Below are 25,080 nucleotides of genomic sequence, written 5' to 3'. Positions count from 1 at the left end.
ACCATGTGTGGCATCTGCGGCAGTCTCGGTAATGACCCCTCGGCGCTCCGCTCCGTGCGCGACCGACTCGCGCACCGGGGACCGGACGACCGCAGTCTCTTCTCCAGCGGTTCCTTCGTCCTGGGCATGACGCGCCTGGCCATTCTCGACCCCGAATCCGGCCAACAACCCTTCACCAGCGCCGACGGGCAGGTGCGCGCCATCTGCAACGGCGAAATCTACAACTGGCGCGAGCTGCGGCAGGAGCTGGAAAGCCGCGGACACCGCTTCCACACCCGCTGTGACTGCGAAATCCTCCCTGCCGCCTGGCAGGAATGGGGGCCGGAGCTCGCCGGTCGGCTCAATGGCATGTTCGCCCTCGCCATCCACGATGCCGCCACCGACAGCCTCTACCTCGCGCGCGACCGCTGCGGGCAAAAGCCTCTCTACTACTGCCGGGAGGGCGGCTTTCACTTCGCCTCCGAGGTCAAGGCCTTGCAAGCCCTCGGCCTGGCCCGGGAGCCGGACCCCACCCAGCTCGCCAGCTGGCTTTCCCTGCGCTACCTGCCCGAACCCGCCACCCTTTTCCGGGGCCTCACCACCCTGCCCGCCGCCCACTGGATGACGGTTTCCGCCGGGGGTGACATTCACCTCCAGCGCTACTGGGAGGCGGGAAAAAATCCGGCTCCGAGCCAAGAAACGCGCTCCCGCTCGCCGCTGGACGAGCTCGACCACTTCGCCCGCTCCGCCGTGGAGCTGGCTCTGCACGCCGAAGTCCCCCTCGCTGCCTACCTCTCCGGCGGGGTCGATTCCGCTCTCCTCGCCCACTACCTCCGCGAGCTGGGCGCGGAGGTCACCACCGTCTCCCTCGGCTTCGGCGCGGCCAGTGACGAGACCGCCGCCGCCCAGGCCACCGCCGACCACCTCGGCCTCCTCCACGAACCCACCTTCCTGCGACCGGAGTCCCTGCGCGAGCTGCCCCGCGTCGTCGCGCAGATGGACCGCCCCGTGGGTGACGCCCTCATTCTCGCCTTTGACGAACTCGCCCGCCACACCGCCGCACTGGGCTGCCGGGTCGCACTCGGGGGCGAGGGACCGGACGAGCATTTCGCGGGCTATTCTTTTCAAAAAGCCTTCCTGCTGGCGCAAAAACTCGGTCCCTGCGGTCGTCCCCTGGCGGCCACCGCCATCGCGGGCCTGCCGACCGGCCTCCTCGACCGCTTCGCGCGATTTCCCGCCAGCCTCGGGCCGGAAGGACGCGCCAAGACCGCCCGCTACCTGCGCGATTTTGGCAAAGCCTCCTTCTTCCAGCAAGCCACCGGCCTGCACACCCTCTTCGCAGCGGAGGACCTCACCCGCTTTCTCCACCCCGACCTGCGCGCCCTCCAGCAGCCCCACCCGCTGGCCGCCTACGAGCCCGCCCGGCGCGATTTCTCCGCTCTCCTCGCCCTGCAATACCGCCACTGGCTGCCCGATTGGTCGCTCATCCGGCAGGATAAAAATGCCATGGCCCACTCGCTGGAATACCGCGCCCCCTTTCTCGACCACCGCCTCATCGACTTTGCCCTTGCCCAGGCAGGAAAAGGTCGCCCGCGCCCGGACAAAGCCCTCTGGCGCGAACTGGCCGCGCGCCATCTGCCGCGCAGCCTCACCCAGCGGCCGAAACAGCCCTTTTACCTTCCCCTCGAACAGCCCGCCTGGCGCGCGGAGCTGTTGCGCCTGGCCCGCGAGCATCTCGCCCCGTCCGAGCTGGCCAAAACCGGCTGGCTGAACGCCAAAGCCATCGAGCCCCTCTTCTCCGCCACCACCTTTCTCCCCCTGAAACAACTCGCCGCCCTCCTCATTTTGCAAATCTGGCTCCTCTCCTTTTCCCCGCAATCATGAAAAAAAATCTCCGTATCGGCATCGTCGGCGCCGGCTGCATGGGCCGGGGCGTGACCCTGCAAGTCCAAGCCACCCCCGGGATGTCCGTCGCCTGGGTCGCGGACCAGCAAGCCGAGGCCGCCCGCTCGGCCAGCGAACTCGCCCCCGGCGCGCGCAGTGGCCCGGACGCCCTCGCTTTTCTCAAAAACGACCCGGTCGATGTCCTCGTCGAATGCACCAACTCCATCGGCGCGGCGGCGGAGTATTGCCTCGCCGCTTTCGCCGCCAAAAGCCACGTCGTGCTCATGAACGCCGAGGTCGACCTCGCCCTGGGACCGCTTTTATCGGCCGAAGCGGAACGGCACGGAGTGAGCGTCACCAGCGATGCCGGCGACCAGCACGGAGTCCTCGCCAGCCTCATCGCGGAGGCGGAGTTGATGGGTTTCGAGATTGTGCAGGCGGGCAATATCAAGGGCTTTCTCGACCGCCGGGCCACCCCGGAATCGATTCGCCACGAAGCCGCCAAGCGCCGCCTCTCAGCCACCCAGTGCTGCGCCTACACTGATGGCACCAAGCTCCACATCGAGATGGCCGTGCTCGCCAATGCCCTGGGCTACCTGCCTCCCGAAGGCGGGATGACCGGCCCCCGCGCCGCCACCGTGCAGGAGGCCCTCACCGCCTTCGATTTTTCCGGCTACGGCGACACCCCGCGCATCGATTACCTGCTCGGCGCCGAGCCCGGTGGCGGGGTCTACCTGGTGGTGCGACCGCGCCCGGACTTGCCTGCGGAACAGGCGTTTTATCTCAATTATTACAAGCTCGGCAGCGGACCGGAATACCTCCTCTACCGCCCCTACCACCTCTGTCATCTGGAAACGCCCAAGGCCATTCTCGCCGCCGCCGAGGGCCGCCCCCTCCTCACCACCCGCCGCCAGAGCTGCGCGGTCTACGCCTACGCCAAGCGCCCGCTCCGGGCCGGCCAGCCCCTGCGCCACGCCATCGGTTCGGCGGAATGCTACGGGCTGGTGGAACCGCTCAACCCGCGCCGCGTGCCCATCACTTTGCTGGAAAATGAGAGCATTTTGCGAAAGGATGTCGCGGAAGATGAGGCCCTCACCTGGGACCACCTCGACTTGCCCGACTGCCCCTTGACCACCCTTTGGAAAAAACAACAAGAACTCCTCGCCCTTCCACAACCGTGACCCCGCCCCAGCTCACCATTCTCGGCGGCGGAGTCTGCGGTCTCTATGCCGCGCACCACGCCCTGGCCCGTGGCGCCCGCGTCGTGCTTTTGGAAAAAGAAGAACGCTACGGTGGCCTCGCCGCCGGGCATCTCTGCGATGGCAACTGGTTCGACCTCGGCGTCCACATGCTGCACGCCTTCGACCGCGAGGTCTTCGAGACCTGTCGGGAGGCCATGGGCGGGGAACGCCTGGAGGTGCCCCTAAAGTCCCACATCAAATGGGGCGGCAAGCTCTACCACTACCCCCTGCGCGGTCGCGACATCCTCGCCGGCATCCCGCCCCTCACCCTTGCCCGCTGCTTGGGCGGACTCGCTCTCGCCGAGCTGGAATCCCGCTTCCCCAGCCGTCCCCCGGGAGCCGATGCCGAGAGCGCCCTCATCGAGCTCTACGGCGAACCGCTCTACGAGTTTTTCTTCGAAGACTTCACCCACCGCTACTGGGGGCTCCACCCGCGCGAGCTCTCGGCCGAATTCGTGCGGCGGAAGATGCCCCGCCTCTCCGCCCTCGATGTCTTCAAAAACCTCCTCGAAAAACTCCACCTCGCCCGGCCCCGCGACGCCACCGAGGGTGCCCTGCGCTTCGAGACCCTCCACTACTCCCGCACGGGTTCCGAAGCCCTGCCCCGCAAGCTGGCCGAAAGCGCGCGGGCTCAGGGCGCGGAACTGCGCAGCGCCCAGCCCGTGGAACGCATCCACCACCAGCACGGACGCATCCAGGCGGTGGAAACCGCCCAAGGTCAGCTCCCGGTGGACAACGTCCTCTCCACTCTGCCACTGCCGGAGCTGGTGAAAAAACTCAGCCCCGCCGCCCCGGAGGCGGTGCGTGCGGCGGCGGCCCGCCTGCGCTTCAAGCCCATGACCGTCTACGCCCTTTTGCTCAAAAAAGACCGCTGCATGGACGCCCTCTACACCTACTACCGTGACCGTATTTTCCACCGCGTGGGCGAGCCCAAGAACGCCGGTCTGGAGGTCACCCCCGCCGGACACACTACCCTCATCGTCGAAACCACCTGCGAGGTGGGCGACCGCAAGTGGACGGGGGAGGCCCTGCCCGACATCCTCGCCGACCTCGCCGCGGAGGGCCTCTGCACGGCGGAGGAGGTCGTCTCCCAACGCCTCATCCACGCCCGCCACGCCTACCCCGTCTTCGCCCTCGGCTTCGAAAAACACCTCGCGGTGGTCACCGACTACCTCGCCGGCTTTGCCAATCTGCGCAGCACCGGCCGCCAGGGAGCCTTCACCTACCCCAACATGCACACCGCCATGCGCATGGGCGCGGAGGCGGCCCACGAACTCTTGTCATGAAAACCCAAGCCACCGCCCTCCCCGGGGTCACCCTCCTTTTCCCTCCCCGCTACGACGACGCGCGTGGCAGCTTCCGCCCCGTCTTCGCCGACCGCCTGCATGAGGACTTCCGCCACCCCTGGGCCGAGATGAACCTCTCCCACACCGAAGCCGGGGTCATTCGCGGCCTCCACTGCCAGCACCCCGACGCCCAGGCCAAGCTCATCACCGTCGTCTCCGGCCGCATCTTCGACGTCGTCGTCGACCTCCGTCCGGGCGCAAACTTCGGTCGCTCCCTGACCGTCCAGCTCGCCGCCGGAGACGACGGCCTGCCCTCACAAATCTACCTCCCACCCGGCCTCGCCCACGGCTTCGCCACCCCCGATGGTCCGGCCACCATCGCCTACCTCGTCTCCACCCCCTGGTCTCCCCCCCACGAGCACACCCTCGCCTACAACGACCCCGCCCTCGCCATCGACTGGCCCCTGCAACACCCCATCCTCTCCGAGCGCGACCGCGCCGGCAGATCACTCGACACCTTCCGCTAAGCCCCGTCCGGTTCCCCAGTGCGCCCCTTAGTTCCGAGAAAAGGCATCTATTGCGTCAACATGTGGCCCAGAAGGCCGAGAAGGAACCCCGCCACTGCGCCCAGGGCGGGACGCCGATTGTTCTCCAGCTTGGCCTGGGGAGCGATGTCTTCAATGACGAGGTAGAGGATGCCCCCGGCCGCGAAGAGCTGGATGGCTCCGACGAGAGACTCCTGCTCGCGCAGAAAAAAGTGTCCGCAGAGGGCGGCCACGGGACCGAGCAGGGCCATGAGGGAGAACACCCCAATGAGCCGCCAGGGTCGACCAGAGTCGCCTTCCTGCAGCTCGCGAAAGGCATTGAAGCCTTCCGGCAGGTTCTGCAGGGCAATGAGGCCGGCCAGGAGCATGGCCACGGAAGGAGAAGCGGCGAAGACGGTGCCCAGGGCAAAAGCTTCGGGGATAAAATCCGAAAGCATGGCCACCAGTTGTCCGGCCTTGCTCTCCTTGCGGGCCAAAAAGCTGTCGAGCCAAGCAAAAGCCAGCCCTCCGCCGCCAAAGCAAAGGGCGGTGACGATGAGGGAATTGCTGGCCGAGCCCTCGGGCACGAGAACGAGGGCCACCGCCGAGAGGAGGGCACCGCCCCCGAAGGCGATCACACCATGACGGAATTCATTTTCCAGCCAGTCAGGCCGGAGATGCTCGATGCGGGCCAACAAGGCCCCGAGAGGCATGGAGAGACCAGCACCAAGGCTGAGGAGCAGGATAACGAACCATTCGGGCAGATTCATGACGGGAAAGGAGAGAACACCTTGTTCTCCCCTTCCCAAGCGGCCCTGTCAACCCGGCAGAGGTCTAGTAGACGTCGCGGGCGTAGCGCTTGTCCTTCTTCAGCTGCTTGACGAAGTCGATGGCTTCTTCTTCGCTCTTGCCACCGTAGGTCTGCACGACCTGATGAAGGGCCGCGTCCACGTCCTTGGCCATGCGGGAGGCGTCACCACAGACGTAGAAATAAGCGCCCTCGTCGAGCCATTTCCAGAGTTCTTCCCCCTCCTGCAGCATGAGGTGCTGCACGTAGAGCTTCTCTTTCTGGTCCCGGGAAAAGGCGAGGGACAGCTTGTTGAGAACTCCGCTTTCCTGCTTGGCAGCCAACTCCTCTTCGTAAAGGAAGTCGGTGGCACGGTAGGGATTGCCAAAGAAAAGCCAGTTCTTGCCCTTCGCTCCAGTCGCTTCCCGTTCCTCCAAAAAGGCGCGGAAAGGAGCAACCCCGGTGCCGGGACCGACCATGATCATGGGGGCCTCTTTATCGGCAGGGGGACGGAAGGCCTTGTTGGTGTGCACGTAGACCCCGGGCTGGAGTCCCTCGCTGCGCCGCGCCAAGAAGGTGGAGCAAACCCCACCCCGCACCCGGCCATAGGACTGGTAGTCGACCACAGCCACGGTCAGATGGACCTCGCCGGGATGGGCCTTGGGGCTGGAAGAGATTGAATAGAGACGGGGCTGGAGCTTCTTGAGCACCCCCACCAGCTCCTCGCCATCGCGGAAGTCGGCCGGGTAGTCGACCACGAGGTCGATGAGCTCGCGGCCCCAACAGAAATCGTCCAGAACGGCCTTGTCCTCGGTCTCCACCACGGAACGCAAGTAGGGCGAGCCACTGCGGGAGCTCCACTCGGTAAGAAGATTCTTGTTCAAGCTCCGGATATCGTAGTGATGGAGCAGGGCCTCGCGGAGAGGGGCCTCGCCACCACCGGGCAAGGGAACCTCGCGATTGGTGTTGAAGGGCAAGGCGGCGAGAATCTCGTCCACCACGTCCTCGGGGTTGACCGGCACCACACCGAGCGCATCGCCCACTTCATACTCCATGTCGGAGCCTTCGAGGGAAAATTCGAGGTGATGGGTCGACTTGAAGGCGCCTTCCTTGTTAAGGTCGTAATTGTTGAGGATGGGCGCGGGGAAAGGCTTGCTCTTGCCGTAGGGAATGTCCTCTGCCGGAATCTCGGCCAGTTCGGCGACCGCGGAACCCGCTCCAAGGACATCGATGATCCCTTTTTTCCAGACATCAAAGGGCTCGTCATAGTCGACATCGCAATCGACGCGGTCATAGATGCGCTCGCCGCCTAGCTCGCCAAAGCGCTGGTCGATGACCTTGCCGGTCTCGCAGAAATCCGGGTATTCGCTGTCTCCGAGAGCCAGCACGGAGAACTTCACCCCTTCCATCTTGGGGGCCTCGTCGCTGAGGAGAGTCTCGACAAAATCAGCGGCATTGTCCGGAGGTTCGCCGTCACCGTAAGTGCTGGTGATGAGAAGCACGTTCTTTTCCTGGGCCAGCTTGGCCACCTCGTAGTCGGCCAAGTCGAAGACCTGCGGCTCAAACCGTCCCCCACTGAGAGCCTTGGCCATGCGCTTGGCGCAACCCTCCGCATTTCCGGTCTGGGAACCCCAGAGGATGGTTACCGGAACGGCGGGACCGCTATCGGCAGCAGGAGCGCCACCTCCGGCAGCCAGTTGCTTGGCGAAGAAATCATTGAGCCACGCCCGTTGCTCGGGCGAGAAGGGTGCGTTTTCAGGGACAAAGAGTGGACCAGCCATAATGTAAAAGAGAATGTTCCGGTGAAGGGCCGCGCAAAATGAACAGGAACGGAACGCTTTTCAAGCAGAAGCAAGCAGCATTCCAGTTTCGGACCAAATGAAGCGGATTCATGGGGCCCCTCGAGAGTCGGCCTCATTATTCACGAACCCCGCTTCTCATAGAGCGGGCCCGGGCGAAAGTGTTTTTTTAGGCAGCGCCCCCTCAGCCCTCCACGATGTGCTCGGATTTCAGCTCCGCGCCGCAATACAGACAACGACGGCTGGCCTTGATTCCGGTGCGCTCATTGGCGTGCTGGGCATTGAGCTTTTCCGAGCGGAAATGACGGACGGCGGCCAGGGAGTCACTGACCCGACTGTGGAAAAGATCGAAGAAGATATCGCTCATCAGTCCCGGGAGTGGGTCTCGGCCAGCTTGGCGGCCACTTCTTTCGCAAAGTAAGTCAGAATAAAATCCGCCCCCGCCCGTTTGATGCCGAGAAGACTCTCGAAAACCACTTTCTCCCGGTCGAGCCAACCCCCGGCGGAAGCGGCCTGAATCATGAGATATTCGCCACTGACCTGATAGACCGCCACCGGGAGCCGGGTGTGGTCCCGCACGGTCTTCACAATATCGAGGTAAGGTCCCCCGGGTTTGACCATCACCATGTCGGCCCCTTCGAGTTCATCCAGCTCCAGCTCGCGGAGAGCCTCGCGCGCGTTGGCGGGGTCCATCTGGTAAGTTTTCTTGTCCCCGGCCTTGGGAGCGGAATCGAGCGCTCCGCGAAAGGGGCCGTAGAAGGCGCTGGCATACTTGGCGGTGTAGCTGCAGATGCCCACCTTTTGATAACCAGCGCCGTCGAGAGCATCCCGCAACGCGGCAACCCGTCCGTCCATCATGTCGCTGGGGGCCACGATGTCCGCGCCCGCTTCGGCATGGGCCAATGCCTGGCGACAGAGAACGGCCACCGTTTCGTCATTGCGGATTTCACCCTCCACCACCAGACCGTCGTGACCGTCCGCGTTGTAGGGATCGAGCGCCACATCGGTCATCACCACCAACTCCGGATGGGCTGCCTTGAGAGCGCGGATGGCCCGGGGCACGAGGCCATCGGGATTATGGCATTCCTCGCAAGTCGCCGTCTTTAGCTCTTCCTCAATTTTGGGAAAAAGCACCACCGCCGGCACGCCGAGGGAATGGGCTTCGCCCGCCTCCTTCACGAGCCCGTCCAACGACCAGCGGGTGCAACCCGGCATGGACTCGATGGCGACATCCTCTTCGTCTTCGTGAAAAAAGAGCGGCAAGACGAGGTCTCCGGCGGAAAGCGTGGTCTCGCGCACGAGAGCCCGCACCCCGGCGGACTGGCGGTTGCGACGCGGGCGGCTGAGCATATCGAGTTCAAGCGAATCCATGGCGGCGACAGTCGGGAAAAAGGACCCGATTCGCAAAACAAAAAAATCCCCGCGCACTCTCGCGAGGCACGGGGATGAAAAGTCTTTCCTTCCGCCTAATTTTAGACGGCGGCTTTGTCGTCCTTACGCTCTTTGGGATGGAACTGGAGCTCCTTCTCCTCCTTCGCAAAGCTCACCTCCACGAGATCACCGTTTTTGATGTCGCCCCGCAGGAGAGCTTCCGCCAGAGGATCCTCGAGATAGCGCTCCACCGCCCGTCGCATGGGCCGGGCTCCGTAGTCAGAGTCATAACCCTTGTCGATGAGGAAGTCGCGGGCTTCGGCGGCGATTTCGAGGTCGATTTCGCGCTCCCCAAGCCGTTTCTCCAGCTTGGAAACCTCCAAGTCGACAATTTGCGTCAAGGCCGGTTTCTCCAAAGTGTGGAAGACCACCTGTTCGTCGAGGCGATTGAGGAACTCGGGACGGAAGTGCTTCTTGGATTCCTCCAGGATTTTGCCCTTCATTTCATCAAAGCCGCCATCTTCCGCCGTCATGGCATTGAAGCCGAGCGAAGTCTGCTTTTTGATCGTGCTGGCTCCCACGTTGGAAGTCAGGATGATAATAGTGTTGCGGAAGTCGATTTTGCGGCCCTGGCTATCAGTCAGAGTCCCCTCTTCGAGAATCTGCAGCAACAAGTTCATGACGTCCGGATGGGCCTTCTCGACTTCGTCAAAGAGAACGACCGAGTAAGGCTTACGACGCACCGCCTCGGAAAGCTGCCCTCCCTCCTCGTGTCCGACATAGCCCGGAGGCGAGCCGATGAGACGGCTGGAGGTGAACTTCTCCATATACTCCGACATGTCGAGCTGGATGAGGGAATCGGCATCCCCAAACATGAATTCGGCGAGATTGCGGGCGAGATAGGTCTTGCCCACACCTGTAGGTCCAAGGAAGAGGAACGAGCCAATGGGGCGCTTGGGGTCCTTGAGGTCGGCCCGAGAACGGCGCAAAGCCTTGGAAATAGCTTCCACCGCCGGATCCTGCCCGATGACGCGCTCCTTGAGCTCCTCTTCCATCGCCAACAGCTTGCTCGCTTCTTTTTCCTCCATCCGTTGGAGAGGCACGCCAGTCCACTTCGAGACCACGGCCATCACATCATCTCCAGTGACGTCGACCACCTTTTCCTCCGAATCCGCCTTCCAATTCTTGATGGTGTCATCGAGGTTCTTCTTGGCCTCTTTCTCTTCGTCACGCAAGGAGGCCGCCTTTTCGAAGTCCTGCTCCGAAATGGCCTCGGTCTTGCTCTTGAGAATTTCCTCAATTTTCATTTCCATCTCCTTGATGGAGGGCGGCCGGGTGAGGGTGCTGATGCGGGCCTTGGCCCCGGCCTCGTCCACGATGTCGATGGCCTTATCCGGGAGATAGCGGTCGGTGAGGTAGCGCGCACTCAACTTCACCGCCCCTTCGATGGCTTCCTCGGTGTAGTTGACCTTGTGGTGGGCTTCATACTTGTCCTGCAGCCCCTTCAGAATAGCGACGGCATCTTCTGGGGAAGGCTCTTCCACCTTCACCTTCTGGAAACGGCGTTCAAGGGCGGCATCCTTTTCGATGAATTTGCGAAACTCGTTGAGGGTCGTGGCACCCACACACTGCAACTCCCCACGGCTGAGCGCGGGCTTGATGATGTTGGAAGCGTCCATCGCCCCTTCCGCCGAGCCTGCCCCCACGATGGTGTGCAGCTCGTCGATGAAGAGGATGACGTTGCCGACTTTGCGGATTTCGTCCATCACCGCCTTGATGCGTTCCTCGAACTGGCCGCGATACTTGGTCCCGGCCACCATCAGCGCCAGGTCGAGAGTGATGACCTTTTTCTCCCGCAGGATCTCCGGCACATTTCCCGAGGTGATTTCCTGGGCGAGACCTTCCACGATGGCGGTCTTGCCCACCCCCGCTTCCCCCACGAGCACGGGGTTGTTCTTGGTCCGGCGGCAGAGAATCTGGATGACCCGCTCTATCTCGGAAGCACGGCCGATCACGGGATCGAGGCTCCCCTCGCGGGCCAGCTTGGTCAAGTCACGGCCGAAAGCTTTCAGGGCCGGAGTCTTGCTCTTGCCATCCCCCTCATTTTCGTCGTCGTCCTCCTCGTCGTCGACCTCGGACTCGAAATCTTCGAACAAGTCGTCATCGTCGGGAGCAAAGTTAGGATCGATTTCGGACAAAATTTCATTGCGCGTGCTCTGGATGTCCACCTCGAGGCGCTGCAGGACGCGGGCGGCAATGCCCTCTCCCTCGCGAAGAAGCCCCAGCAAAAGGTGTTCCGTGCCCACGTAGGAATGATTGAGATTCTTGGCCTCCTTGTTCGCCAAGGCGAGCACCTTCTTGACCCGCGGCGTGTAGGCCACACTGCCGCTGAGCTTGGTATCCGGGCCCGTGCCCACTTCTTTTTCCACCTCCATGCGGACAGTGTCGAGATCCAGCCCCAGCCGCTCCAAAACACTCACGGCCACTCCTTGTCCAAGTTTGATGAGACCGAGAAGAATGTGCTCGGTTCCCACGTAGTTGTGATTGAAGCGGTCCGCTTCCTTCCGGGCCAAGGCCAACACCTGTTGGGCTCTGGGAGTAAAATTATTCATCGTCAGTTTTACCGGGTTCGTCCGGCTCTTTTAAGGTTGTAGTAGTTATAGCAGGGGGGGCGAGGCTTTGCAACCGGGCGCGGATGATTTCTGCCCGCAGCACATCCCGGGGCGCCGGATCCAGCTGGTCCCCAGCATATAACTGCAGATGGGCCGGCTGAATATCCATCAAAAGCAGGTCGCAGACCCGCCGCAAACCTTTTTCAAAGTAGCCGAGTTCACCTCCCAGCCGCAGCAGCGAGAGCAAATTGAGAGCCTCCTTGCTCTCCATGGCATGGGCGTGGCGGAGAATGCCATAAGAACGCCCCACCCGGTCGAGAATCATGGTCGGATCTTTTTCCAGCAAACGCTGGCGGGCATTGAGTTCATGAGCCTCGACATCGCTGATCACCCGCTCCAAACGGGCAATGATGTCTTCTTCCGATTCGCCCAAGGTCGATTGGTTGGAGATTTGGAAAAGATTACCCAAGGACTCGGTGCCTTCTCCATAAAAGCCGCGCACCGCCAATCGCAGCCGGGCCACCCCTTGCAAGACCGGTCCCACTTCATCGGAAAGCACGAGACCGGGGAGATGCAGCATGGCCGAAGCCCGCATGCCCGTGCCCAGATTGGTGGGGCAGGCGGTGAGATAGCCCAAGCGATCGTCGAAAGCGAATTCCACCCGTCGGGAGAGCTCGCTTTCCAAATCGGAAAGGCGGGAAAAGGCAGTGGAAAGATTCAGCCCCGGTCGAATGGATTGCATCCGCAGATGGTCTTCCTCATTGAGCATCAGGCTGAACGTTTGCTTGCGATTGACCACCACCGCACTCCCCTCGCCCCGCGCCGCTTGCTCCCGGCTGATCAAATGGCGCTCCACGAGTGTCTGTTTTTGCAGAGAATTCAGAGTTTCCAGCCCCTGCGAAAAGGCCCCCTTCATCCCGGGCAGGTCCTCGACCTCTTCCCGGAGGCGGCTCAGGATAGTCACCCGTTCTTCTTTGCGTGACCAGCCCGGAAAGGGCTCGTTGGCCAGATTGCGAGCCAAGCGCACCCGGCTGGTGAGAACCACCGAAGGTTCCTCCCGGTCATTCGCCATCCAATCGGCGGGATTTTTCAGTAAAGTGGAGAATCGCATCATAGCGTTCAGTGGTCCTTTTTGCCGGGCGAGTCCCCGGTGGCGGTCGGTTTTCGCCCGCCTTTGAGTTGCTCGATCTCATCGCGAATGCGAGCCGCTTCCTCGTAATTTTCCGCCTCCACGGCCGCCGCCAGACGCTCTTCGCTCTCTTGCAGCAGGCGCTTGGAGTAAGCATCGCCCTGGTATCCCTCGGGGTGTTTGCCAAAGTGGCGCAATCCCCGGTGCATGGGCCCGAGCCGGGAAAGGATTTCGTCCGAGAAAGTCAGGTAGCACTGGCTGCAACCGAGGCGGCCGGTTTTCTGAAACCCTTCCAAAGTGAATCCACACCCGGGGCACGCGCCTCCTTGCCCTTCCTCTTTCGAGGGCAATTCGCTCGGCACCACCGCGCTCTCAAGGCCAAAATTCGACAAGTCCATGATCCCTTTTGCGATGGCGCAATTCTCACAAAAGGACATCTTGTTCATTTGTCCGTTTTCCAACTGTGTGAAATGCACAGTGGCTTTCTCCTGACAGTTTTGGCACTTCATTGGATTCCAAGGTAGCCTCGACTGGACGGAATTCGAAAGAAAATCCGCGCCATCCTGCCCCCGGGATGACAAAAGGATTAAAACGGGGTCCCGGTGGAACGCGTCAATTCGCGAAAGGCAGCCAACATGCGGCGGGTAACGGGGCCGGGCTGACCATCCCCAATCTCGCGCTCATCCAGCTTGGTGGCCGGGATCACCTCCGCAGCAGTGCCGGTGAGGAAACATTCCTCCGCAGTGAAGACGTCGTAGCGGGTCAGACTGCGCTCGCTGATGGCAATGCCCTCTTTCGCACAGAGCTCGAAAATCACTTGCCGGGTGATGCCATCCAGAGACCCGTCGCTCACTGGAGGGGTGTAGACTTGTCCATTCTTCACTAGGAAAAGATTGTCTCCGGTGCACTCCGCGACATAGCCTTGCTCATTGAGCATCAATCCCTCGACGCAACCAGCCTTGATAGCCTCGGCCTTGGCCATGACGTTGTTGAGGTAGTTCAGAGACTTGACCTGGGGACTCAGGGCGCCGGGAGTGGGCCGGCGGGTGCCACAGGTGATCAGCTCCAGGCCATTCTCGTAGTGCTCCTGGGGATAGAGAGAAATGGTGGAGGCAATGATGAACATGGAAGGCTTCTCGCAGAGGTAGGGATTGAGGCCCAGCCCACCGACCCCACGGGTCACCACCTGGCGCACGTAACCATCCTGCAGCCCGTTGGCTCGAATGGTCTCGCAAACCGCCTGATTCACTTCCTCCTCGCTCCAGGGCATTTTGAGCAAAATGGCTTTGGCGGACTGGAAGAGGCGCTTGGTGTGCTCTTCCAGCCGGAAGACCCGGCCATTGTAAAACCGGATGCCTTCAAAAATACCATCGCCATAAAGCAAGCCATGATCGAAGACAGACACCTTTGCCTCTGCCTCCGGGACAAGCTTCCCGTCCAACCAAATCGTTCTATCCATGCGGCGGGGAAAGTGACCACTCCAAGGGCGCTTGAAAAGACCCAAATGGAGCTTTGACACACAGCCCGCGCCCGCGCGCCCACCCGGACTCCTACCGGAAAGCCACGGGGAGCGACTTCTCGAGATGGGCCAGAAGCGCCTGGTGCGCCTCATCCACCTCTTTCGCCTTCAGGGTTTTGTTCTCCGAGCGATAGAGCAAGGAGTAGGCTACCGATTTCTTGTCCGCGGCAATCTTTTCCCCGGAAGGATCGCTGAAGAGGCTCACACAACGCGCGGAGACCAGAAGAGGCTCTTTGAACCTGGCCAAAGCGTTCTCGATATCGGCCGCCGGCAAGTCGAGGGGCAGCTCCATGGCCACATCGCGACTGGAGCCCGGGAACTGGGGCAAGTCCACGACCGGAGACTCCTGCCGCAGCAGGTTCACCAATTTTGCCAAATCCAACTCCGCCACATGGGTTTCCAATGGCAGATCCAGCTCGCGGCAACGCTGGGGCGCGAGCCGACCCACGACCCCGATATTGGCTTCGCCCAAATGCACGGTCGCCGTGAGCAAGTAGCCCGCCAGGTCCTTGGGCTTGAAAGTCAGGGGCAAATTGGGAGCGAGAGACTGGAGAATGGCCTTCAGGTCGTAGAGGTCGCTGCCCGCGGGGTGAGTGGCGGCCCACGAAGGCGGATTCTGCTGCCCGGTCATGAGCAGGGCGAGAACGGGGAACTCGTTGTCCTTCTTCTTGCCTCCGCCAAAATGACGGAAACAAGTGCCACTCTCGAAAAGACGAATGGCTTTTGCCCCCTGCCGGGCATTGTTCGCAGCAGAAGCCACCAAGCCGGGAGCCAGAGAAGGACGCATCACGGCGTGATCTTCAGAGAGCGGCAACGCCACCCGAATGACATCGGCCTCCTGCAAGGGCTTGAGCGGCAGCAAATCCGCCACCTGACCCTCGGCGATGAGCTTGATTGTCTGGCACTCATAGAAACCCAACGAACTTAGGTGTTTTTTTACGGAAATTTCCGCATCGTAAAAATGGTCGCTAGAGGAACTCGGCACCGCGTGGGCCAAGGTGCGCACCGGGATGCGATCGAAGCCGATGACGCGCACCACTTCTTCCACCAGATCGATGGGACGAACCAGGTCCGGGCGATTGGAGGGAATCTGCCAAGTGCCGTCACCGTTATCCGTCAAGCCCAACCGGGTAAGGCAGTCGACCGCCTCCGACAAGGAAATGCTGCCCGCACTGACTTGGGCCAATTGCTCCTCAGAAAAAGAAACAGCGGGAAAAGCGGCAGGCCGCTCTCCGGAGACTGCGGTGGGCTCGGCCTTTCCGCCCGCGAGCTCGAGAATCAAGGCGATGGCCCGGGCGGCAGCAGGGAGAACTTGCCCCGGATCGGCCTGGCGCTCGAAGCGGTAAGAGGAATCGGAGCTGAGGATGAGACGCCGGGAGGTGCGGCGAATCTCGGAGGGGGTGAACCAGGCCGACTCCAGAATCAAATCCGTCGTGGACTCCGTGACCCCCGAGTCGAGACCTCCCATCACCCCCGCGAGCGCCAGGGCGGCCCCGCTTTCATCTGAAATGAGACAATCCTCGCCAGTCAACAGGTATTCATTGTCGTCGAGCGCCTTGAATAGTTCACCTTCTTTGGCCTGCCGGACGACCAGATTTCCGCTCACTTTGGCCGCATCGAAGGCATGCAGGGGCTGGCCCAAGTCGTGAAGAACATAGTTGGTGATATCGACCACGTTATTGATGGACTTGAGCCCGATTGCCTCCAACTTGCTCTTCAGCCAGGCGGGAGACTCCCCGACGGTGACCCCCGTGATGCGGGTGGCGGAGTAGTAAGGACAGGTGGCCGACTCCAACTTGACGCTACCAGGAGTCGAAACCAAGGGGGAATCCGCCAGCTCCTTCAAGTCCCTCTTGGAAAGAACGGACAACTCCCGGGCCACCCCGCGATGGGACAGGGAATCGGGGCGATTGGGGGTCACTTCGAGCTCGAAAATGGTGTCCGAGGGGTAGAGATTCTGCATTTTTTCCCCCACCGGGGCCTCAGCGGGGAGAATCATGAGCCCGTCCTCGGCATCGGGGAGCCCGATTTCGGAAGCGGCACAGAGCATGCCCAGAGAGGCCACGCCCCGCAATTTGCCCTCACGGATAACGAAGCCTCCCCCCAGGTCCGAACCCGGCAGCGCACAGGGCACCTTATCACCCACCGCATAGTTCTTGGCCCCACACACGATTTGGCGCCATTCCCCTTCCCCGGCATCCACCTGGCAGACCTTCAGTTTATCGGCATCGGGATGGGGTTGGGCCTCTTTAATCTGAGCCACCACGATGTGCTCGGAGGGCACCCCCTTGGATGCAACACCCTCGACTTCAATACCTGAAAAAGTGAGCAGCTTGGAGAGTTCTGCCGTGGATAATCCCGCGAGGTCGATATGGTCGTTGAGCCAGGAAAGTGAGGTGTTCATCAGTCGGGGGCAGAGCTTCCAGATTCCGCCCCGGCGCGCAAGGGTTTTTCCGTTCGTCCCTCGCCACAGACTCCCAGCCCCCACCCCGGGAATGCCCTGCAGAGAGGCGGCCAATTGACAAGGAAGGCGCTGGGGGCAGAAAAAATCTTTAACATGCCCTAATTATTAGTAAGCTCTTGGCGATGGCGCGTGGGAGAACGACCAGAAAGCAGCTCAAGATTCAGCCCCCCCGGAAACGGAGTCGCCGGGCGAGCCGGACTCCACTGAGTCGGCGCCCCTCCTTGGGAGAGGCCTTGCGCACTGCGGATCGCGTGGCCCGGGCCCGGGCCAACCGCCGGGTGCAAGGCCGCAAAGGCCATCGCACCATCCAGGCTTCCCTCGACGTCCCCTTGCCTGACATCGGCCCCTTCGATTTCGAGGAGGACGACTACACCCTTCCCCTGCCCACCCGGGTGCTGCGCTTCTTCCTCGGCCTCCTCCTCGTCCTCCCTTGTGCGGTCACCTTGGCCACTCTCTTTCAGCGCGTTTCCGAGCGCGGCTTTGTGCTCAAGTTCTGGTATACCTCCGAGTTCTTTTTCTTCTCCATCGGGTCGGTGCTCTGCGCCGCCTGGCTCCTCAGTGGTCTCGCCCGGCAGACTTGGCTCTACCTCTATGTGCTGGGTCACGAGCTCACCCACGTCATCTTCATTTACCTCTCCCTGGGCAGGGTCTCGGGCTTCTCGGTCGGCCTCGATGGCGGCTATGTGGTCAGCAATAAATCCAACATCCTCATCGCCCTCTCCCCCTACTTCGTGCCCTTCTGGTCCCTCGTGGCCTTGCTCGTCCTCGCCCCCCTCAATCACTTTTTTCCCCTCCCCGCCTACCGCCCCATCCTCTTCGCAGTCATCGGCAGCACGTGGACCTTCCACCTCCTTTTCACCTGCTGGATGATTCCCCGCGACCAGCCCGACCTGAAGGAAAACGAGACCTTTTTCTCTCTCATGCTCATCCTGCTGGCTAATATCGTCCTCCTCTCCGGACTCCTTTGCTTCGCCTCCCCCGACCTCGACTGGTGGCACGATTTCGTCTTCAATTGGTATAACAACTGGAGCGATCTCTTCGTCGAACCCGTCTACGACCGCCTGTGGGGTTGAAAAATGACCTCCCTTCGCACGTCGACCTTGACTCCTCCCGGGGACCGTGTTTAACCCTCGCCTCCCGCGGCGTCGGTAACGTCGCACTCCACCTCGGAATCCTATGAAAAAAGACATTCATCCCGATTATCATCCCGTCGTCTTCCAAGACATGACCTCGGGCAAGCGCTTCATCACTCGCTCCACCGCGACCTCTGATAAAACCGAAGAAATCGACGGCGTCGAGCACTACGTCATCTCAATGGGTATCACTTCCGACTCCCACCCCTTCTTCACCGGTCGCTCCACCTTCGTCGATACCGAAGGCCGCATCGACAAGTTCCAGAAGCGTTTCGGCTCCATCCGCCGCGCCAAGCGTCCTTCCCTCAAGCCCACTGCGGCTGCCGAGGAGAAGAGCGAAGGCTAAGGCAAAAGGACGAAGCAGACAGTTTTACCTGAAAAGACGGGGCTTCGGCTCCGTCTTTTTTTGGGCCCCGAAAGACTGACAGAATAGGACCCTCTTTTCGCTTTTCCTCCCCCCGGGACCTTTCCAGATTGAAAGAGCCTTGGAAAGAAAGAGTCCAGACTCTCCCCTCGTGGAACTGGTAGCCCGCCTCATGGCTGGCGAGGAAAGCCGCGCCGCCTTCCGGGCCTCCACTTTTCCGGCGCCCCAAACAAGAAACTCCGCCCCCGGCCAGCTGCCAGCCCTATTTCCCGCCACTCTTCCCACCCGACTGGTCTGGCAGTAATTCGCCCTCCGTCTCCCCTTGGGAAAAAGCGGCAAAACATTCCCTTTTTCCCGTCCCCTGAAAAGACTGCCAGACCCTGTTCGTAAGGCGCGCCTTTCTGCAAAAAAGCCTGCACAAGCGACGATTCCCGGCACATCCCATCAGGCAACACGGAGACGATCTCTCCACCCCAATGATGCCCTGCCTTCTCTCCTCTCCACTCCGCAAACTGCTTGTGCCTGCCACTCTGCTCATGGCCCTCGCCTCCTCCCTCCAAGCGGAGGAAACGAGCCCGACACCCGGCGAGACACTCGATGACTTGCTCTTCTTCTACTGCTATGACTGCCACGACCGCTCTTTCCAAAAAGGCGGTCTCAATCTGGAGGAGACGCCCTTTGACCTAAGTGACAAAAGCCATTTCGCAACCTGGGCCCATGTCTTTGACCGCGTTCAACACGGGGAAATGCCTCCTGCCGGGGAAGACCAGCCGACAAGCGAGGAGGCCCAGGCCTTCCTCGCCGAACTCGGGGCCCTCCTGCAAAAAGCGGATCGACAGAAAATCGAGCGGGAAGGCCGCGTGCACGGACGCCGCCTCACCCGGGTGGAATACGAGCATTCCCTGCACGATCTCCTCGGTATTCGCATCCCCATGCAAGACTTGCTGCCCGCTGATGAGACCGGAGGCGATTTCGAAACGATTGCCGAGGCCCAGCAACTGAGTCACCACCACCTGAGCCAATACCTGGATGCTGCCGACCAGGCCCTGGAAGTCGCACTTAATCGCGCTCGCTGGGGAGTGAAGCGCTTTTTCCGCCGCTACCACGGACCAGAGCTAACGGCGGACGCGGCCCGCACCCGCAGCAACTACCGGGGACCCCAGAATATCGCCGGGCAGGTCCACGCCTGGGCACGGGCGATGACTTTCAACGGCAAAATGGAGGCCACCCGGGTGCCCGAAGCCGGCTGGTATCGCATCGTCGTCAAGAACCTGCACGGACTCAATCCCGGTCCCGACGGCACGGTCTGGGGCACCCTCCGCATCGGTGCCGGTAAATCCTCGGAACCCATTCACGTCGTCGCCGGACTCATCGAAGCTACCAGTGAGAAACAAGATTACGTCCTTGAAGCCTGGATGCCGGAGGGACACCTCCTCGAGATTCGGCCTGCGGAAGGAACCAACAAGCTCCTCTACCGCGGCCCCAACTACGATCGGAGCAAACCCTACTACGCGGGGCGGAATCTGGCGAAAGAAGGGTATGCCGCACTCGTCTTTGACGAAGTTTCCCTCCAGCGCATCTATCCGGCGGGAAAACGCGGGGACCTGCGCCGCCTCCTGCTCCCGGGCCTCACCTTCGATGAGGACAACGAACCCATCCTGTCCCATCCCCAGGCCGATCTCAATCGTCTGGTCACCCACTTCGCCGAAAAAGCCTTCCGCCGCCCCCTCTCTGCCAGCGAAGTCGCCCCCTACAGGGAACTCGCCTGGGCCCGTTTTCGCGAAACCGAAGACCTCTTCGCCGCCCTGCACGAAGGTTACCGGGCCATCCTCTGCTCACCTCGCTTTCTCACCTTCGTGGAAAGCCCCGGTCCGCTGGACAGCCATGCTCTCGCCTCCCGCCTCAGCTATTTTCTCTGGTCCAGCATCCCCGACGACCACCTGCGCAAGCTCGCCCGCGAGAACCGCCTGCAGGATGAGAAGGTGCTGCTGGGCGAGGTCGATCGCCTGCTCGCCCACCCCAAGTCCGAGCGCTTCATCGCCAATTTCACCGACCAGTGGCTGGAGCTGAAGAACATCGATTTCACCACTCCGGACCCCCAGCGCTTCCGCCACTTCGACCCCGTCGTGCAGCATTCTTTCGTGGCTGAGACGCAAGCTTTCGTGCGGGAGCTCTTTCGCGCCAACCTCAGCGTGCGCCATTTCATCCGCTCGGACTTCGCCTTCCTCAATACCCGCCTCCGCACCCACTACGGTCTGGAAGAGGTTCCCCTCGAAATCGGAGCCGGCCTCCAGAAAGTGCCCCTCAGCCAAGGCCTCCGCAGCGGCCTGGTCACCCAAGGCTCCATCCTGAAAGTCACCGCCGATGGCTCGGTGACCTCTCCCGTCATTCGCGGGGTGTGGTTGGGCGAGCGTATTCTCGGCCGCCACATCCCTCCGCCACCGGCCAATGTCCCCGCCATCGAGCCCGATATCCGCGGCGCAACCAGCATCCGCGAGCAGTTGGAGAAACACCGGGCCGATCCCGGCTGCGCCGCTTGCCACCGCAAGATCGATCCCCCCGGTTTCGCTCTGGAAAGCTACGACCCCACCGGACAATGGCGCGATTTCTATGGCAAACCCGGTCAATCCGCTCCCGTCGATCCCTCGGGCGTGACTCTCCACGGCCGCCCCTTTTCCGACATCCAAGGCTGGAAGGAAGCCTTTGTGCAGGAACCCGAGATCCTCGCCCGCGCCTTTAGCAAAAACCTCCTCGCCTACGCCACTGGCGCGGAGGCCCGCTTCAGCGACCGTCCCGCCTTGGAAGCCATTCTCCAGAAAACCAAAGTGTCCGACTACGGCCTGCGTTCCCTCCTCCACGCCATCACCACCAGCGAACCCTTTCTCAGCAAATAATCATGAACACCTTCCACATCCACACCGGCGCGCGCCTCTCCCGCCGCCGCTTCCTGCGCCATGCCGGTCTCGCCCTCGGTCTCCCCCTGCTCGATGCCATGACCCCGGCCTTCGCCCAGGCCCCCCTCGCCACCCCCAAGCGCTTCGTCGGGGTGAGCTTTTCCCTCGGCCTCCATGGACCCAATCTCGTCCCCCGCGAGGCAGGCTTCGCCTACACCCCCTCCCGCTATCTGCGCTCCCTGCAAGACATCCGCAAGCACTTCACCGTGATTTCGGGGACCTCCCATCCCGGCGTCTCCGGCGGTCACCGGTCGGAAAGCAGCATTTTCTCCGCCTGTCCCAATCAAGGCGGCAAAGCGGAAACCAACACCATCTCCCTCGATCAACTCATGGCGCAACACCTGGGCCACCAGACCCGCTTTCCCTCCCTCGTCCTCACCACCTCCGGACAACAGAGCCCGAGCTACACCGCAAATGGCTCCATGATTCCCGCCCTCGACAACCCCCGCGCCCTCTTCCAGCAACTCTTCGTCGACGACAGCGCCAAAGAGCTCCAACGCAAGGGCGAACTCCTCCGCAGCGGCAAAAGCATCATGGACCTGGTCGCCCATGAGGCCAAAGCCCTCCAGCGCGAGGTGGGCCCGGGTGACCGCGAAAAGCTCGACTCCTGGTTCACCAGTGTCCGCGAGCTGGAACAACGCCTGGAAATGAACAAGGCCTGGCTCGACAAACCCAAGCCCCGCATCGGCAAAGAACCCCGTATTGCCGACCGAAACAATGCCGCCGACATCACGCGCGCTATGCTCGATATCGTGGCCCTCGCCCTCCAGACCGATTCCACTCGCTTCGTCACCCTCCACTGCACTGGCAACGTGGTGCGCGGCCTCGACGGCGTCGACGAGAGCTATCACGGGCTCAGCCACCACGGCCTTGATGAAGACAAGCTCCGCCAACTGGCCATCGTGGAACAGGCGATGATCGACTCCTGGGGCAACTTCTTGCGCCAACTGGCGGCCGACAAGCACCAGGGCCGCACCCTCCTCGACGACACCATGGTCCTCCTCACTTCCAATCTCGGCAACGCCTCCTCCCACAACACCCGCAACATGCCCGTCCTCTTTGCCGGGGGAGGATTCAAACACGGCCAACACCTCGCCTTTGACCAAAATGACAATTATCCCCTGCCGAATCTCTACCTCAGCGCCCTCCACAACATGGGCCTGATGCACGAGAACTTCGCCACTTCCACCGGCAACATGAAGGGGCTCGAGCTCATGGGGTAAGTGAAAAACCGCCGCCCCTCGCGACCCCGAATGAGAGTCACCCAGTTGATTTCCCGCCCTTCGCGAAAGGACCTTCCCGGGTCCGCGTAGCGAAATCCGATGCCCTCTTTGTCAATCCGCTCAGTCCCTTGCCTTCTCCTCCTCTGCCTCTTCACCTCCATCCCCTCGCAGGCGGAAGACTCTCCCCCGGCGTTGCCGAACATCATCCTCATCTACACCGACGATCAGGGCTATGGCGACTTGGGAGCCAATAACCCGGAAGCCAAATTCGCCACCCCCCACCTCGACCGACTGGCCGCCGAAGGGCTGAACTTCACCGATGCCCATTCCCCGGACGCCGTCTGCACGCCCTCCCGCTACGGACTCCTCACCGGACGCTACTGCTGGCGCACCAGATTGAAAAGGAACGTTCTGGGAGCGGACGAACCCGCACTCATTCCCGCCGATCGGCTCACCCTGGCCTCTCTGCTGCGCCAGCGAGGCTACGCCACCGCCATGGTCGGCAAGTGGCACCTGGGAATGGACATCCCCGGCCAAAATGGAGCACGCGATTTCGCCGAACCCATCCGCGACATGCCCCTCGACAACGGCTTCGATTATTTCTACGGCCTCCCCGCTTCCCTCAATTTCGGCTACCTCGCGTGGATTGAAGGCCGCCACACCGCCCAGCCTCCCACCCTGTTCACTCGCAAAAAGCCGAACAAACTTCCCGGAGTCTTCAGCGACTACCGCATCACCCCCCCTTACGATCTCAGCGAAGGCCTGGAAGTCGCGCCCGACTTCGATGATCTCCTCTGCCTCACCCGCTTTACCGAAAAGGCCCTCGCCTGGATGCAGCTTCAGCTTGCGCAAAAAGAGGAAGAAAAGCCCTTCTTCCTCTACCTGCCCTACACCTCGCCCCACAAGCCCGTGATACCCCGTCGCAACTTCCGCGGCCAGAGCCAGGCGGGTGCCTACGGCGACTTCATGATGGAAACCGACCACCACATCGGCACCATCCTCTCCTTCCTGGAACAAGAAAAGATCAGCGACAACACCCTCCTCATCGTTTCCAGCGACAATGGCCCCGAGACAACCTACCGCAAGAGAGTCGCCACCTACGGCCACGATAGCGCCGGTCCCTTTCGGGGAGGCAAGCGCGACGTCTACGAAGGAGGCCACCGCGTCCCCTTCCTCATGCGATGGCCCGCAGGAATCAGCAATCCCGGCCGCATCTGCGACGAGCCCATCTGCCAGACCGACCTCCTCGCCACCCTCGCCGAGCTCGTCGGCAGCGAACTCGACGCCCACAGCGGGGAGGATAGCGTGAGCTTTTTCCACCTCCTCAAAAACGAAGAGTCCCGGCAGGCACAAGCTCCGCTGGTCCACCACGGCTTCGACGGACAATTCGCCATCCGGTTGGGAGACTGGAAGCTACTCCTCCCACACGGCAAGAAAAGGGAGGAACTCTATCACCTCGCCCAAGACCCCGAAGAAAAGCACAACCTCGCGCCCGGGCACCCCGAGCGCGTGCTCGCCATGAAGCAAAAACTGACCGAAATCGTCACCAATGGCCGCAGCACCCCCGGCCCCAGAGTGCCCAACGACACCGGCTACTGGGACGACCTCACCTGGATCAGCGAAAGCGCCTATCTCCAAGAAGAGGACCAACTCAAACAAGCCCCCCTGCCCTGATGTTCGCTGAAGCATCCAATCAAGAACAGTAAGGAGACCTCACAAAGGCCTTCGCGAATCGGCATCTATCTTCTTGAGGGGCTGCAAGAAGACCACTGCGAAATACAGACAAAGCTGATTGTCCGACAGAGTGAGGGGCGGTGGTGGGAACCCACCACCTACCCGATTCAAAGTTATTTTCTTCTGTGCCGGCTCGCAGCCAAGCCAAGCGAACCGATTGCAAGAAACAGAGCGCTAGAGGATTCCGGAACTGCAATCGTCATCCCGGACGATTGAAAGATCCCCCCCGAAGCGGATCCCCCCCAAAAAATATCAAACGATTGAAAAGCAGAAATTTGATGTGGCGATCCATACTCAAAAACTGCCGTGCCAGTAACACTTGCTCCGGATAACGAACTATCCATTAAACCGATCAGATGAATCGAGTCCCCTACAGCATTTGGATTATTAAATAGAGTCCCAATCGCAGCACCAACTGTATACCCTCCAGAAACAGAAACCACAGTTTGATTAAACGCTGGCATAGTCGTGCCAAAATCGAAAATAAGATCCTCATAGAAGATCGAGGGAGCTGGTCCCTCAAGAGTCCCTGACAACGTAATCGTAAGTTGCGTTGAAGAGTCAATTGTCACATCCGCAATCACGGCTGCCTTCACTCCCCCCACGAGCGTTCCCAACGTGATGAGAGCCATCCTCAGGGAATTAGTAATTTTCCTGTTTGTTTTCATATAAATTAAATACTCTCATTCCAGTTAGTGCCACCCAGAATAAAAACTGTCAAGATTAATAGCCCATCACACCAACTCCTTTACAACCACAAGTGGCACCCGTAGAACTTGAATGCGCTATGCCACAATCCGCAGAACGCCTGAACTCTCAAACACCAAAAGGTCACCAGAGCCTCCTTTGTTCCAGCTCTTATGAGAGATTGTTAGGGGTTAAGTCGTCGCTGAGCTTCGGAACGGAGGCCGCAGCGGAACCGGAACGGAATGGAGGTAGCCGGAGGCAAAAGCACAGCGACTCGCGAACTCCGCAGAACAGAACGGGCGTAATCAAGGCAAGCTCTTCCTCGTAGCCCTGCTCGTGGAGTTCACAACGCACTTTCTTGGCGAAGGCGGTGGTCTTGGGCGAGCTGGT

At 61.3% G+C, this 25,080-nt stretch carries 21 protein-coding genes; 10 read left to right on the top strand and 11 right to left on the bottom strand.

Annotated features, from left to right (window positions below; all coding sequences use genetic code 11):
• Positions 1-3 precede the first annotated feature (3 nt).
• The 4 genes from asnB to JIN78_RS05230 are packed head-to-tail and all read left to right on the top strand — an operon-like array spanning position 4 to position 4,917.
• Complete coding sequence (asnB, locus tag JIN78_RS05245) at positions 4-1,863, top strand: asparagine synthase (glutamine-hydrolyzing) (RefSeq protein WP_200390894.1); 1,860 nt, start codon at positions 4-6, stop codon at positions 1,861-1,863.
• The gene (locus tag JIN78_RS05240; RefSeq protein ID WP_200390893.1) at positions 1,860-3,044 is read left to right on the top strand and encodes a homoserine dehydrogenase; all 1,185 of its coding nucleotides are present in this window, start codon (positions 1,860-1,862) and stop codon (positions 3,042-3,044) included. Before asnB ends, JIN78_RS05240 begins: the two co-directional genes overlap by 4 nt.
• The gene (locus JIN78_RS05235) at positions 3,041-4,390 is read left to right on the top strand and encodes an FAD-dependent oxidoreductase (protein WP_307832980.1); all 1,350 of its coding nucleotides are present in this window, start codon (positions 3,041-3,043) and stop codon (positions 4,388-4,390) included. The genes JIN78_RS05240 and JIN78_RS05235 overlap by 4 nt, the downstream gene beginning before the upstream one ends.
• Positions 4,387-4,917 (top strand): dTDP-4-dehydrorhamnose 3,5-epimerase family protein, encoded by a 531-nt coding sequence (locus JIN78_RS05230; protein WP_200390892.1) that lies wholly within the window; start codon positions 4,387-4,389, stop codon positions 4,915-4,917. The genes JIN78_RS05235 and JIN78_RS05230 overlap by 4 nt, the downstream gene beginning before the upstream one ends.
• A gap of 47 nt (positions 4,918-4,964) precedes the next feature.
• Here the strand turns inward: JIN78_RS05230 and JIN78_RS05225 are convergent, their stop codons facing one another.
• The 9 genes from JIN78_RS05225 to pheT form a co-directional block, all read right to left on the bottom strand.
• Entirely contained in the window at positions 4,965-5,684 is a 720-nt protein-coding gene (locus JIN78_RS05225) for a ZIP family metal transporter (RefSeq protein WP_200390891.1), read from the bottom strand.
• A 64-nt stretch (positions 5,685-5,748) separates the two neighbouring features.
• Complete coding sequence (locus tag JIN78_RS05220; protein WP_200390890.1) at positions 5,749-7,482, bottom strand: diflavin oxidoreductase; 1,734 nt, start codon at positions 7,480-7,482, stop codon at positions 5,749-5,751.
• Between the two features lie 202 nt (positions 7,483-7,684).
• Entirely contained in the window at positions 7,685-7,867 is a 183-nt protein-coding gene (locus JIN78_RS05215; RefSeq protein WP_200390889.1) for a hypothetical protein, read from the bottom strand.
• Positions 7,867-8,871 carry a porphobilinogen synthase gene (gene hemB, locus JIN78_RS05210; protein WP_234037822.1) on the bottom strand — a complete coding sequence of 335 codons (1,005 nt, stop codon included), beginning with the start codon at positions 8,869-8,871 and terminating at the stop codon, positions 7,867-7,869. Before hemB ends, JIN78_RS05215 begins: the two co-directional genes overlap by 1 nt.
• A gap of 101 nt (positions 8,872-8,972) precedes the next feature.
• Positions 8,973-11,483 carry an ATP-dependent Clp protease ATP-binding subunit gene (locus JIN78_RS05205; protein ID WP_200390888.1) on the bottom strand — a complete coding sequence of 837 codons (2,511 nt, stop codon included), beginning with the start codon at positions 11,481-11,483 and terminating at the stop codon, positions 8,973-8,975.
• Positions 11,476-12,597: a protein arginine kinase gene (locus tag JIN78_RS05200; RefSeq protein WP_234037821.1), complete on the bottom strand. Its 1,122-nt coding sequence runs from the start codon at positions 12,595-12,597 to the stop codon at positions 11,476-11,478. The genes JIN78_RS05205 and JIN78_RS05200 overlap by 8 nt, the downstream gene beginning before the upstream one ends.
• A gap of 5 nt (positions 12,598-12,602) precedes the next feature.
• On the bottom strand, positions 12,603-13,121 hold the full coding sequence (locus tag JIN78_RS05195; protein WP_200390887.1) for a UvrB/UvrC motif-containing protein: 519 nt from the start codon (positions 13,119-13,121) through the stop codon (positions 12,603-12,605).
• Between the two features lie 77 nt (positions 13,122-13,198).
• On the bottom strand, positions 13,199-14,071 hold the full coding sequence (gene ilvE / locus JIN78_RS05190; RefSeq protein ID WP_200390886.1) for a branched-chain-amino-acid transaminase: 873 nt from the start codon (positions 14,069-14,071) through the stop codon (positions 13,199-13,201).
• Between the two features lie 91 nt (positions 14,072-14,162).
• A complete protein-coding gene (gene pheT, locus JIN78_RS05185) occupies positions 14,163-16,535 on the bottom strand; it encodes a phenylalanine--tRNA ligase subunit beta (RefSeq protein ID WP_200390885.1) in 2,373 nt (790 codons plus the stop codon).
• A gap of 293 nt (positions 16,536-16,828) precedes the next feature.
• On the opposite strand from pheT, the gene JIN78_RS05180 reads away from it, so the two are divergent.
• The 6 genes from JIN78_RS05180 (at position 16,829) to JIN78_RS05155 (ending at position 23,943) form a co-directional block, all read left to right on the top strand.
• Complete coding sequence (locus JIN78_RS05180; RefSeq protein WP_200390884.1) at positions 16,829-17,668, top strand: hypothetical protein; 840 nt, start codon at positions 16,829-16,831, stop codon at positions 17,666-17,668.
• A 103-nt stretch (positions 17,669-17,771) separates the two neighbouring features.
• On the top strand, positions 17,772-18,074 hold the full coding sequence (locus tag JIN78_RS05175) for a type B 50S ribosomal protein L31 (RefSeq protein ID WP_200390883.1): 303 nt from the start codon (positions 17,772-17,774) through the stop codon (positions 18,072-18,074).
• Positions 18,075-18,243: 169 nt separating this feature from the next.
• Positions 18,244-18,396 carry a hypothetical protein gene (locus JIN78_RS05170; protein WP_200390882.1) on the top strand — a complete coding sequence of 51 codons (153 nt, stop codon included), beginning with the start codon at positions 18,244-18,246 and terminating at the stop codon, positions 18,394-18,396.
• A 175-nt stretch (positions 18,397-18,571) separates the two neighbouring features.
• Complete coding sequence (locus JIN78_RS05165) at positions 18,572-20,986, top strand: DUF1592 domain-containing protein (RefSeq protein WP_200390881.1); 2,415 nt, start codon at positions 18,572-18,574, stop codon at positions 20,984-20,986.
• Between the two features lie 2 nt (positions 20,987-20,988).
• Positions 20,989-22,269, top strand: a complete 1,281-nt coding sequence (locus tag JIN78_RS05160) for a DUF1552 domain-containing protein (protein WP_200390880.1) — start codon at positions 20,989-20,991, stop codon at positions 22,267-22,269.
• Between the two features lie 99 nt (positions 22,270-22,368).
• Positions 22,369-23,943 (top strand): sulfatase family protein, encoded by a 1,575-nt coding sequence (locus JIN78_RS05155; RefSeq protein WP_200390879.1) that lies wholly within the window; start codon positions 22,369-22,371, stop codon positions 23,941-23,943.
• A 173-nt stretch (positions 23,944-24,116) separates the two neighbouring features.
• Here the strand turns inward: JIN78_RS05155 and JIN78_RS05150 are convergent, their stop codons facing one another.
• Together JIN78_RS05150 and JIN78_RS17235 are read right to left on the bottom strand one after the other, a co-directional pair.
• The gene (locus JIN78_RS05150; protein WP_200390878.1) at positions 24,117-24,635 is read right to left on the bottom strand and encodes a hypothetical protein; all 519 of its coding nucleotides are present in this window, start codon (positions 24,633-24,635) and stop codon (positions 24,117-24,119) included.
• Between the two features lie 226 nt (positions 24,636-24,861).
• The coding region (locus JIN78_RS17235) for a hypothetical protein (RefSeq protein ID WP_234037820.1) at positions 24,862-25,080 on the bottom strand (219 nt) is incomplete at its 5' end.

The organism is Roseibacillus ishigakijimensis, from assembly GCF_016595415.1.
Lineage (GTDB): Bacteria > Verrucomicrobiota > Verrucomicrobiia > Verrucomicrobiales > Akkermansiaceae > Roseibacillus > Roseibacillus ishigakijimensis.
The sequence above is the reverse complement of the archived record's forward strand: the minus strand, read 5'-3'. Positions and strand labels throughout refer to the sequence as shown.